General features: G+C 63.2%; 9 protein-coding genes. All 9 read left to right on the top strand.

All coding sequences use genetic code 11. The features are described from left to right. The first annotated feature begins 14 nt into the window (after positions 1 to 14). The 9 genes from KLP42_RS08290 (at position 15) to KLP42_RS08250 (ending at position 12,383) form a co-directional block, all read left to right on the top strand. On the top strand, positions 15 to 959 hold the full coding sequence (locus tag KLP42_RS08290; protein ID WP_215565734.1) for an ABC transporter substrate-binding protein: 945 nt from the start codon (positions 15 to 17) through the stop codon (positions 957 to 959). A gap of 1 nt (position 960) precedes the next feature. Continuing rightward, a complete protein-coding gene (locus KLP42_RS08285; protein WP_215565733.1) occupies positions 961 to 1,803 on the top strand; it encodes a siderophore-interacting protein in 843 nt (280 codons plus the stop codon). 17 nt (positions 1,804 to 1,820) lie between these two features. After that, a complete protein-coding gene (locus tag KLP42_RS08280) occupies positions 1,821 to 2,885 on the top strand; it encodes a FecCD family ABC transporter permease (RefSeq protein WP_215565732.1) in 1,065 nt (354 codons plus the stop codon). Positions 2,886 to 2,965: 80 nt separating this feature from the next. Then, on the top strand, positions 2,966 to 3,976 hold the full coding sequence (locus KLP42_RS08275; protein ID WP_353844838.1) for a FecCD family ABC transporter permease: 1,011 nt from the start codon (positions 2,966 to 2,968) through the stop codon (positions 3,974 to 3,976). Beyond that, positions 3,973 to 4,860: an ABC transporter ATP-binding protein gene (locus tag KLP42_RS08270; RefSeq protein ID WP_215565730.1), complete on the top strand. Its 888-nt coding sequence runs from the start codon at positions 3,973 to 3,975 to the stop codon at positions 4,858 to 4,860. The genes KLP42_RS08275 and KLP42_RS08270 overlap by 4 nt, the downstream gene beginning before the upstream one ends. 48 nt (positions 4,861 to 4,908) lie before the next feature. Next, complete coding sequence (locus tag KLP42_RS08265) at positions 4,909 to 5,424, top strand: RNA polymerase sigma factor (protein ID WP_215565729.1); 516 nt, start codon at positions 4,909 to 4,911, stop codon at positions 5,422 to 5,424. 105 nt (positions 5,425 to 5,529) lie between these two features. Beyond that, the gene (locus KLP42_RS08260) at positions 5,530 to 6,546 is read left to right on the top strand and encodes a FecR family protein (protein WP_215565728.1); all 1,017 of its coding nucleotides are present in this window, start codon (positions 5,530 to 5,532) and stop codon (positions 6,544 to 6,546) included. A 114-nt stretch (positions 6,547 to 6,660) separates the two neighbouring features. Then, positions 6,661 to 9,594, top strand: coding sequence for a TonB-dependent receptor (locus KLP42_RS08255; protein WP_215565727.1), 2,934 nt, complete (start codon positions 6,661 to 6,663; stop codon positions 9,592 to 9,594). After that, positions 9,567 to 12,383, top strand: a complete 2,817-nt coding sequence (locus KLP42_RS08250) for an insulinase family protein (protein WP_215565726.1) — start codon at positions 9,567 to 9,569, stop codon at positions 12,381 to 12,383. Before KLP42_RS08255 ends, KLP42_RS08250 begins: the two co-directional genes overlap by 28 nt. Positions 12,384 to 12,470 lie beyond the last annotated feature (87 nt).

The following is a 12,470-nucleotide window of genomic DNA, read 5'->3' as shown; positions in this document are numbered from 1 at the left end:
GACGCGCATTGACAATGAGCGCGGCGGCATTGCTGGTGCCGCCGTCTTTCGGCCGGGCGCAAGCTGGCGCCTATCCAAGGGTCATTGAACATGCCTTCGGTCGTACCGAACTGCAGGCCAGGCCGACACGACTTGTCACGATCGGCTACGGTGACGAGGCCGCTTTTCTTGCACTCGGACACAAGCCGATAGCAATTGTCTATTCCGGCATGTTTCCCAGCGGCATGACACCCTGGTGCGAGCAGAAATTTGGAGGCCAAAAGCCGGACCTGCTGGATGGCAGCATGATCGATTTTGAAGATGTTGCGCGTCTGAAGCCAGATCTCATTGTCGGCGTCTTCTCGCAACTCGACGCTGTTTCCTACGGGCGTTTGAGCCAAATCGCCCCGACCATTGCCTATCGCAGCGGGCCATGGCGAGCCGGATGGCGTGAGCAGACGGAAATCGCCGGCGCGATTCTCGGAATGGAGGACAGGGCGCAGCTGCTTATTGCCGAGACACAGGGCCTGTTGCGTAGCTTTGGCGATACCTATCCTGTTCTCAAGGGCAAGAGCTTCACCTTCGGTTCGTATTTTGAAGGCAGCAGCCGGATTGTCGTCTATCTTCCGGGCGAAACGCGGGTCGACTGGATGACTGAAATCGGTATGCGGCCGTCGCCTGGCGTCAGTCGGCTTGCCAAGGCAAACGCCGGACATGTTGCAGCCGATGCCAGCATCGAAGACCTCGAAAGCGTTGCCGCCGATCTCTTGGTCATGTGGTACGAGCCCGGTGCCCGACCGGCCCTGGAAAGCCAGCGCCTGTTCCAGATGTTCTCGCCTGTGCGCGAAGGTCGATACGTCGCGCTCGATGATCCAACAGAGATCTGGGCCGCCTCCTGGCCGAATGTTCTGGCCATTCCTTACGCATTTCCCGGCTTCCTTCCGCGCATGGAAGCCGCCGCCCACGCAGAGGCACACTAGCATGCACGCGAACGCAGAGGCTCTTTCGGGCGTCGAGGATCACGATCACGCGGCCTATGTGGAGGACAATTTTCTGGCCTCGGTGGTGTCGATCGGGCACCTGACGCCGTCGATGATCCGCGTGGTGCTGAAGCTGGAGGGTGGGGAGCGGTTGCTGGGCAGCGGACATCCGGATGAGTGGGTGCGTCTGGCGGTGCCGGCGGATGAGGCGACGCCGGTGGTGCTGCCGGTGCTCAAGGAGAACGGCCGGTGGGAGATGCCGGAGGGGGCGGATTATGCGCCGAACCGGCCCTATACGGTGCGCCGCTGGAATGCGCAAACATGCGAGATGGTGCTCGACATGGTGGTGCATGAGGGTGGTGTGGCAGCCGGCTGGGCGATGAAGGCCAAGGTGGGGGATATCGTCGGCATCTGCAATCCGGAAGGGCGGTTCTGGTTGCCGAAGGCAAGCCAATGGCTGTTGATGCTGACGGATATCACCGGCCTTCCCGCCGTTGGCCGCGTGCTGGAGGAACTGCCGCAAGGCTTCCGCGCGGTGGTGCATGTGGAGATCCCGTCGGATGCCGATCGTCAGGAGATCGGTCAGATGATCGACACGCTGGCCGATGTCGAGGTGAGCTGGCACGCCTGCCATGGATTGAAGCCGGAGCGGCCGGGCTATACGGAATTGCCGCGCATTGCGCGCGAGATCACCACGCTGCCGGAAGGGCCGGGCTATATCTATATCGCCGGCGAAGCCAGGGCGGTGGCCGAGTGCCGCAAGCATTTCCGCGATGCGCTCGGTTTCGACAAGCACCGCATCGATGCGGTCGGCTACTGGATCGAAGGGCAGGCCCGGGTTTGAACAGTATGAGGGGTGTGATGATGGCCCTGTCTGTCGATGCCGGTGATCGGGCCGCAGCCGTCAAACGTGTTCAGACACGAAGCCTTGCCATGGCCGTGTTCGGCCTTGTTCTGCTGGTGGTTCTGTCGCTCTCAAGCCTTGTGCTGGGGGCAAGGCCGGTTGCGGTTTCCACGGTGGTCGATGCGCTTTTTGCCTATGATGGTAACTTGGTCGATCATATCGTGGTGATGGATTACCGCCTGCCGCGCACGCTGCTTTCGCTTCTGTGCGGGGCAGCCTTCGGGGTGTCGGGGGCGCTGATCCAGGCGGCGACGCGCAATCCGCTGGCCGATCCGGGGATCCTCGGCGTCAATGCCGGGGCGGCTTTCTTCGTGACGCTTGCGGTCGGCCTGTTCGGCGTTCAGTCCATTGACGCTTATCTCTGGTTTGCACTTCTCGGCGCGGTGCTGGTGACGTTGGCTGTCTATGGGCTGGGCATGGCGGGGGGCACAATGGCCGGGCGCGGGGGCGCAACCCCGGTGCGTCTCGTCTTGGCGGGTGTGGCGCTGTCGGCGGTGCTGGGCGGCATCGGCTCGTCGATCACGCTGTTGAACCCGCAGGCCTTCGATGCCATGCGCCAGTGGTCGATCGGCTCGGTGGCCGGGCGCAACATGGCAGTGGTGATAGCGATTGGCCCCTTGATCGGCATTGGCCTTGTGATTGCGCTGTTGAGCGCCCGGTCGCTGAATGCCGTGGCACTCGGTGAGGATCTCGCCCGGGCGCTGGGGGCCAGCCTTGTACGCACGCGGATCCTGACGCTCCTTGCCGTGACACTTCTGGCCGGAGCGGGAACGGCTGCCTGCGGCCCGATCGGCTTTATCGGCCTGATGGTGCCGCATGCGGTGCGCTGGTTCACCGGTCCGGACCAGCGCCTGATCCTGCCCATGACGATGATCTACGCGCCGGTGCTGCTGCTGATTGCCGATATTGCCGGGCGGCTGGTGCTTTATCCGGGCGAGCTGGAGGCGGGGATCGTCACCGCCTTTCTCGGCGCGCCGGTGCTGATTGCGCTTTCCCGGCGCAGACAGGCGGGCGGGCTATGACGGTGCCATCTTCGCGTTCGCGGCCTCACTCTCACCCCCCTCATTCCCCGAAGATCGACTTCGGTCGCGCCTTTTTGACCGTGCGTTTGCTCTCTGACCGCCTATCGTGGCGCCTCGATGGCCGTGCGCTCATCCTGATGCTGGTTCTGCTGGGTCTCACCGCCGCCCTTGCGGGCCTGTCGCTCTTGAGCGGCAAATATCCCATTGCGCTCGACCAGGTGCTCTGGGCGCTGGCGGGTAAGGGCGAGGATATGGTGCGCATGATCGTGGTGGAATGGCGGCTGCCGCGTGTGGCGCTGGCCATCCTGCTGGGGGCGGCACTCGGCACAAGCGGGGCGATCTTCCAGAGCCTGACGCGCAATCCGCTGGGAAGCCCGGATATCATCGGCTTTTCCGCAGGCTCCTATACCGGCGCGCTGATGGTGATCCTCATCTTCTCCGGCGGATATTATGAGACGGCGCTTGGCGCGCTGGCGGGCGGTATAATCACGGCAACCGCCGTCTATCTGCTGGCCTGGCGGCAGGGCGTTGAAGGTTTTCGGCTGATTGTCGTCGGCATTGGCGTTGCCGCCATGCTGTCTGCCTTCAATGCCTGGATGATCCGCGAGGCGGATCTTGCCGTGGCGATGGCGGCTGCCATCTGGGGGGCGGGCTCGCTGAACGGGCTTGGAACCGAGCAGCTTCTTCCCGTTGCACTGATGCTCTGTGTGCTGCTGCCGCTGACGCTTTTTCTGTCGCGCCCGATGCGCCAGCTGGAACTGGGCGAGGATGCGGCGCTGGCCTCTGGCGTCGATGCAGGCCGCACGCGGCTTTTGCTGATGGTGCTGGGCGTGGCGCTGACGGCGCTGGTGACCGCATCGGCGGGGCCGATTTCCTTCATCGCGCTCTGCGCCCCGCAGATTGCCCGGCGCATGACCCGCTCGGCCGGTGTGGCGCTGCTTCCCTCGGCGCTGACCGGCGGACTGATGCTTCTGGCCGCAGACTGGGCCGCCCAGCATGCGCTGGGCGTGCAGCTTCCCGTCGGGGTCATGACGGTGAGCATCGGCGGGGTCTACTTCCTCTGGCTTCTCATTCGCGAGGGTCGCAAATGACCAAAACACATCTTCAACCCACGCCCGACCGCTCCACACCCGCGCGCCTGCACGCCGATAATGTGACGCTGCGTTACGACGAGCGCACGATCTCTCGCGATCTCTCTGTTGCCATTCCCGATGGTGCCTTCACCGTGATTGTCGGGCCGAATGCCTGCGGCAAGTCCACCCTGCTCAGAGCCCTGTCGCGGCTGCTTGTGCCATCGGTCGGCCAGGTGATCCTCGATGGGCGCAGCCTGCTTGATATCCCGGCGAGAGAGGCCGCCCGCCGGCTTGGCCTTCTGCCGCAGTCCTCCACCGCACCCGATGGCATCACGGTGGCGGATCTGGTGGCGCGCGGGCGCTATCCGCACCAGTCCTTTCTGCGGCAATGGTCGAAGGCCGATGAGGAGGCGGTGGTTTCGGCGATGGAAGCAACCGGTGTGACGGAGATCTCCGCTCGGCTGGTGGATGAGCTTTCCGGCGGCCAGCGGCAAAGGGTGTGGATCGCCATGGTGCTGGCGCAGCAGACACCGATCCTTCTGCTCGACGAGCCGACCACCTTCCTCGACATTGCCCACCAGATCGAGCTGATGGACCTGCTGGCCGATCTCAATGCGGAAGGCCGCACCATCGTCGCCGTGCTGCATGATCTCAACCACGCCTGCCGCTATGCCACGCATCTGATCGCCATGAAGGATGGCGCAGTCGTTGCCGAGGGGCCGCCGTCTGCCATCGTCAGCGAAGATCTGGTCGACGTGGTCTTCGACCTGTCCTCCATCATCATTCCAGACCCCGTCACCGGCACGCCGCTGATCGTGCCGAAGGGGAGGCATGCCGCATCCGTCGCGAATCTCGGGCACGGAGAATTGACCGATGCGCGTCCGGCGCATAAAGGCGAGTAAGGAAGTCATGTTAAAAACGGATCGAAGTGTCGCTCTTCGTCAAACATCATGGATAGGCTCGATGCTGTGTATCTGTCCCTCAGGGGACGGCTTGCCCGCAGTATTGCCGCGATCATCCGGGATCAGGCGGCTGCAGACGACCTGACGCAGGAAGTCTACCTGCGGGCGCGCAAGGCGCTGGAAACCACGTCGCCCGACAATCTGGATGCCTTCCTCTGGCAGATCGGCCGCAATCTCGCGCTGGATCATCTGCGCAGCCGCAAGACGGCGTCGCGGCGTCTCGCCTCGGATCTTCCGGCCGAGATGCTGGAATCGATTCCCGACATCGGCCCGTCGGCGGAGCAGCAACTGAATGCGAAGGACGATCTGCGTCTGATCATGCAGCATCTCGAAAAGCTGCCGCCACGCGCCCGCGAGATCTGGCTGCTCAGCCGGCTGGAGGGATGGTCCTATCCGAAGATTGCCCAGCATCTCAACGTCTCGCCCAACACCGTCTTCAACGACATGAAAATGGTGATGGGCATGTTCGTGGACCTGAAAAGGCGGATGCAGCGGGATGGCTAGGATGGGCGATATCCGTCACGGCGGGAAAAATTTGGGTGGATTGCGCGTGCGAAACGTCATCTACACGAGACGTGTGATCTGCCGTCTCCTGCGCGTGGAGGCTGAATGATGAGGGAAACGGCCATGGGATTCGGGTCGGATGAAGACTATCGGCATGCCGATCCGGATATGGATGCAGCACTCGACTGGTATCTGCGGCTGAACCACGGTGAGACGGTTCCGGACAGCCTGGGCCGCGCCTTCCGCGCCTGGCTTGCGGAATCCCCGGCGCATCTGGCGGCCTTTCGCGAGGTGGAGGCGGTCTGGGCGGATCCAGTCATTCTCGATGCGTCGCGCCAGTGGCAGGTCTGTTCCACCACTGCCCGGCCTGTCGTGCCCCCGCGAAGAGCCTGGAGACTGGCCGGGCTTGCGCGGCACTGGCAGGCTGTTGCCGCGGTCCTTCTGCTGACCCTCGGCGCGCTGCAATTCGCTGGTCCGTTGATCCTGCGCATGCGCGCCGACTATCGCACCGATGTGGGGCAAAGGGCGGAGATCCGTCTGCCGGATGGCTCGCGCATGATCCTGAACGGCAACAGTGCGGTGACGCTCGATTTTGACGGCGGGCGGCGCGACGTGACCCTTCTCGACGGGGAGGCCTGGTTCGATGTCGTGCATGATGCCGCCCATCCGTTTCGCGTGGCTGGCCGCTTCAGCGATACATGGGTTGTCGGAACGCGGTTTGCGGTCAAGCTGGAGCCGCAGGATGACATGATCGCCCTGCAGTCGGGCGTGGTGGAGGCGGTGCATCACGATGCGTCGCTGCCCGTCAGGCGCCTCGCACCCGGGCAGATGGTGCGAGCCGACAGCAAGACCATATCGGCTGTTTCCACCTTCGACAGCGATGAGGCGCTGGGCTGGCTGGACGGGCGCTATGCCTTTGCCGGCAAACGCTTGGGCGACGTGCTGCGGGATCTGGAAGACAGCGTGCCGGAGAGGATCGTCGTTCTCAACCGGTCGCTGCTCGACGTTGCCATCAGCGGCAACTTCCGGCTGGACCGGCCGGATGCCCTCGTCCGCGGCATTGCCGCCGCCGCTGGCGGCCAGGCCACATGGCTGCCGGGCGGCTTCGTAATCATTCGCTGATTTCTCAACTTTCTTTGTGAGGTTTCAGCAGGTCCAACGTCGATGCTTGCGGGGGCAGTCGAGAACTGCCGCCACCGCCGAATGACGCGGCGGTGACCGGAACGGGGCGTCGCCATGAACGATCATGGCGACGGCATGCAGGAGACGAACATGACCATGGGGATGTGCGCCAGACGCGCGGGGATCATTGCGGCGCTGCTGGGGGCATCGGCAATGACGGGCGGGATGGGATTGACAGGGCAGGCGCTCGGCCAGACGCTGCCGCAGGCGGCCGGCGCGGCAAGCCCGCAGGAGTTTCGCATTCCCGCGCAGCCGCTCGAGCAATCGCTGAAGACCTTCATCCGGCTGACGGGCTGGCAGATCGGCTATCCGGCGGGCCTGACAGGTGGAAAGCAATCCTCTGCCGTTGCCGGGCGGCATCTGCCGCAGCAGGCGCTTCAGATACTGCTGGAGGGCACAGGAATCGGTATGCGGCTGACCGGGGCGGATTCGGTCATCCTGTTCGATCAGGGCAGCCAGGCGAATGCACCGGTGGTGGACGACGGTTCGACGCTTCTGGATCCGGTTCTGGTCCAGGCCAACGGCAATGGCGTCAAGCTTGGTACCGACAGCCTTGCCGACACGGGCACGAGTACGCTGTCCGGCGGGCAGATCGCCTTGCGCAGCCAGGGCGGTGACGCAAACGGCATGCTCAGAAACCTGCCGAACGCCCAGTATCAGAACGACATCAGCACCACGGCGGGCGCAACAGACCAGACCGTGATCGATCTTCGCCCGCGGGAAGTCTCGATTTCCGGCGCACGCATCTATGAGAACAATTTCATCCTGAACGGCATGGACATCAACACCGTGACCGGCAGCCAGGATCGCTATGGAACCAGCGCTGATCTGGAGGACGACAAATCGCCGCCCAATGCCGACCGCATGTTCGACCTGCATTCGCAGACGATCTATGTGCCGAGCGATTTCGTGGAACAGGTGACGGTTATCGACAGCAATGCCTCGGCAAAATACGGCAATTTCCAGGGGGGTGTCGTTTCCTACGACCTGCAGAATGCCAGCAAGGACCGGCTGCGCGGCAGCGTCAGCACCGATTTCACGACCAGCGACTGGAGCGGCTTCATCCTCGGCACCGATGACGGGCTGAATCCGGCAAACGTGGCCAGGAACGAATATCTGCAGCGGCGTACCGCCATCACGCTCACCGGCCCGCTTACGGACAACATCGCCGTGCTCGGCGCATACAGCCGTTCGTCCGGCGTGACGAACAAGGAGCGCAACTACATTTATACCCAGGACCGCGACATCGAGGAAAATTCAAAGAATGAATTCTATCGCGGTCAGGTTCTGGCTGAGACGGATTTCGGCGATTTCACGCTGGAAGGGGTCTATACCCGCTATAACCGGAGCTGGGAAAACACCGATTGGCGTGACATGGCGATCGATCTCAGCAAACGGTCCTTCGCCTCAAAGCTGCAGCACGATTACGAGTTCGAGGATCTGGAACTGGGCGGTCTGGCGCTCTCCAACGTCAAGCTGCAATCCAAGCTCGGCTTCAGCACATCCAATTCGCTGAACGATAAAAGCAGCAATATTGGTTACGCATACGATCAGGCGCACTGGCGCGCCGGGCAGTTGCTTTGGCAGGCAACCGAACAGTCCAGCTGGTGCCAGACAGGCCTTCCGATGACGAGCGGCACGCAGGTTTGCTATGAAGGTGCCACTGGTGGCGATCTGGAGCAGGGGCAGGAGAGGTGGGACTGGTCACAGGAGCTGACCGGAGACGTGGGCAATGGCACGTTTCTGCTCGGGGCCGAATATTCGCATGTCACAGCCCATCGCCGTCGACCGGAAGAAGCCGTCTACTTCCAGAATTACACCACGCTTGGCGAGGTGACTGGTATCTCCGCGTTCAACTGCGGGAATGCCGAAGCCTGCTCGCCGGAGCAATTTGCTGCAAGCAAGGCGATCTACAAGGCCTTCAACACCAAGGCTTCTCTGAACAGCTTTAACACCTACGGCGAAGTCGAGCAAAAATGGGACTGGTTCACACTGCGCGCCGGTGCCCGCCTTTCCTACGACGACTACATGAAAAACCTCGACATTGCGCCGCGTGCGGTCGTAACGGTGACGCCATGGCAGGATTTTGCGGTTTCTGCCGGTTACAACCGCTACTACGATGCAAAGTCGCTGGCTTTCGCCATCCGTGACGGACAACCGCGCCCGCAGACATTTACGCGCTCACGCACCGGTGCGACGGTTCCGGATACCTGGAGGCCAACTACGGCCACCTATTACGTCAACAGCGCCTCCGGTCTCGACACCCCCTATACCGACGAGTTCACCCTGTCCCTGTCCGGCACGGAGCCGCTTCTGGATGGCGACTGGCGCATCCGCTATCTCGACCGCCGCGCGAAGGACCAGTACGCCACGCAAAACCCCACCTCGTCGGGTCCGGCCATCCTCACCAATGATGGGACCGGCGCCTATCAGTCTGTCTCGGCGGAATATACCCGGGACCTCGCGACGCCCGGAATTGCCGGTCTGGACGGGCTTGCCTTCAATGCATCGGTAACGTGGTCGCAGCGCGAGGTGTCCAACAACAGTTATTTCGAGAGTGATCTGGACGACAAATATGTCTGGTACAAGAACCAGTCCTACACCAAGGAGGGGTTTAGCGTCGTCACCGGCAACATGGATATTCCCGTGCGCCTGCAGGCGGGGCTTGCCAGCACCTGGTTCGAGGAGCGGCTGAATGTGAACCTCTCCGCCAACTACAACTTTGCCTATACGGGTGTAAAATCCACGGAAACGAACATCACGGTGAACGGGATCAGCCACGAAATCTATGAGGATTACGACTTCGATGGCCTGCTCACCTTCGATCTGGCCGCGAGCTACACCGCCTATAAGAAGGACGACCGCAGCTTTTCGGTGAATATCAAGGTCGAGAACCTGTTCAACGAGATCGGCAATGCCACCGCCAGCGATGATCACCCCTGGATCATCGGTCGCACGGTGTGGATCGGCGCAAAGGCAACCTTCTGATGGTCTCGGTCGGCGCGATCCTCCTTTCCGTCCGGCTTCGGTCCGAATTCCTCCAGGTCGTCGTTGCGTTTGCGGTTCTGTTTGCCTCTGCTGGCCTTATCCATGCGCAGACGCTGGAATGGGATCCGCGGCTGGTGCGCGGCGAATTGCCCAATGGATTGCGCTATTTCATTCACGATAGCGGCAACCCGGCCGATCCCTTCAACATCCGCCTGATTGTCGGCGCCGGCTCCGTCGATGAAGACCGGCCGAGCGGCATCGCGCATATGATCGAGCACATGGTGTTTCAGTCGACGGCCTCCCATCCGGAAACCGTTCATCGTTATCTCGATACGATCGGCTGGCGAACGGGGCGCGAGATCAATGCCATGACCCGCGAAACCGAAACCCAGTTCATGATCCGCACGCGCCCGCGCGACACCGTCAGTATGGATGCTGCGCTTGCCCTGCTGGCCGACATGGTGCTGAGGCCGCGGTTCGACCCGCAGGACTGGCAGAAGGAGCAACGGGTCATTCTGGAAGAATGGCGACGCGGCGAGGGGCCGGCCGAGCGCATCAACAGGCAGAAGAAGGCCGTGCTGCGCGCCGGTTCGCGTTACGTGGACCGGCCGACCATCGGACGGCGCGAGACGATCGAGGCCACCACCGTTGGGGATATGCGCGACTTCTATTCCCGCTACTATATGGCCTCGAACATGGTGCTGATCGTGTCCGGCGCGGTGGACGCTCCATCTGTGCAAGCGGCGATCGAGCGCCATTTCGGCGATGCGCCGGCCAAGCCGAAGCCGGCTCGTCCCTATCTCGCCTTCCCCTTGAAGGAGGGGCTTAGCGGCGGTGTGGTACAGGACGAGAAGGGCACGACCTCGCAGGTGACCTATGCCTTTCGGCTGCCCATGCCGGACCGGGACACCGATGAAGGTGCCATGGCCTATCTTGAAAAATACCTGCTGAACCGGCTCGTCCGACAGCAGGTGGAGAGGCTTGCACCCGCCTATGCCGCAAGGCTCGACGGACTGAGCTTCGTCATGCAGGAGCCGACGGAGAAGCGGCTGATCCTGGCATTGAACGGCAGGACGCGCGATCATGCCGCTGCCGCCGGCATTCTGCTGGAGGTGGCGGAGCGTCTTCGCCGCTCGGGCATTTCCCAGGCGGATTTCGACACGGCCATTGCGGCCGCACGCGACGCCAATGCCCGCAATGTCGCTGCCGCCGAGGCGCGCAGTTTCGCCGAATGGGAAGACCGCATCACATCCACCGTGCTGCAGGGCGGTGTCCTGTCTGATCCGACGGCGCGCATGCAACTGACCGGCAAGCTTCTCGACCAGATCACGCTGCAATCGCTGAACGAAAGACTGGCAACCATGCTGGCGGCGCCAGATCAGGTGCTTGTCTATCAGGTCGCGGGCGACCAGCCCGCCCGGCAGCCGGATCTTGCAGCCTTGCAGGCGGAGCGGGAGCGTCTCGCCCATGTGGCGGAGCTTGCGCCGCTCGTCACGCCTGAAACGCCTTCCGCCGAAACGGAATTGCCTCTTCCCGTCTGGCCGCAGGATGGCGCGCCACTTGCGTCCGGCGGCGCCATCGAGGCAGTGCGGGACGCAGCATCCGCCATCACCGAATGGCATCTGTCGAATGGCGACAGGGTCGTCTGGCTGGAACGCGAGACGGCTGACGGCAAGATCTACGTCTCCGGTCGTTCGGCCGTGGGCTTTCGCAATCGCGAATTCGGCAGCCTTCGCTCGCAGGCGGGCCTGCAGCTCTGGACGCAGAGCGGCTTTCGGTTCTGGTCGCAGGCGCAGTATGATCGCTGGAGAGGTTCGCAGGCGCCGGCCTGGTCCTGGGCGCTTCATGACGGTGGTCTCGATGCCGGCGTGGTCGTGTCTCCGGAAAAGCTTCCCGATCTGATGAAGGTCTATGCCGCCACCGTCGACCACGGCCTGGTGCGTGACGAGGCGCTGGAGACGTATGAGGCGGCGCAAGGGCGGCACTTGGAGCGGGCGCAGGATTTCGCCGAACTCGTCTATGGCGAGGCCGCAACGGACGATCCCGGCGCGCAAGCTGCCACGCGCGAGGAGCTGGAAGCGGCGGCGCTTGCCCTGCTTCGGCAGCCGGTGACGTGGTTTGCCGTTGGCCCGAGGCCGGCTCCGCAGGTTCTGGAGCGCGCCTTCGGTCTTGCGGCAGGCGTGGTTCGGCAAGGCAGTCTGACGGCAACCCCGTTGATGCAGCGCAGCGGCGTCCACTGGCACAGCGTGACCTCGGAAGGCGAGGACAGGGCGCTGGTCCGCATGTCCTTTTCCTCGCAACTCGCCTGGACACCGGAGGCCGCCTTCATCATCTCCGCGCTGACCCAGCCAACGCAGCAGGCGCTCAAGGCGGAGCTTCGCCACCGGCTGGGCGGCGTCTATTCCGTGAACTTCGAACTGAAGCTCGACCAGGATACCGATCGGGTCACCGGAGAGCTTTCCTTCTCCTGCGCGCCCGAACGGGCCGGCGAACTGAGCCTTGCCGCGGTCGAAACGCTTCGCCGCATGCCGCAGATGATCGCCGGTGCAGACATCGAACGGATGCGGGCGGACATCGATGCCGCCGAACAGGTGCGGAAGAACGATCCCGCCACGCTGCTTCGCCGCCTGGCGCTCAGCTATCGGCGCTATGACGATGCGGGCTATCTGCAACGGGTCGGCGGCCTGAGCGGCACGCTGACGGCAAAACGTCTGAGCCGGCAGGCGGCCGATATCTTTGCGCTCAACGACCTCGCGGTGCTGGTGGCGGCACCGGCTGCCCCGGATTAGATGTCCGGTTCCAGGCGGTGAGGTCCGGTTTTATCGTACGAAGCGAGGCAAGCGCGATTGGCCAGCTTCTCCATGGGAGAGCCAAAC

The organism is Rhizobium sp. CSW-27, assembly GCF_018760785.1.
Classification (GTDB): domain Bacteria; phylum Pseudomonadota; class Alphaproteobacteria; order Rhizobiales; family Rhizobiaceae; genus Neorhizobium.
Note: the sequence above shows the minus strand (reverse complement) of the source record. Positions and strands in the feature narration are given on the sequence as shown.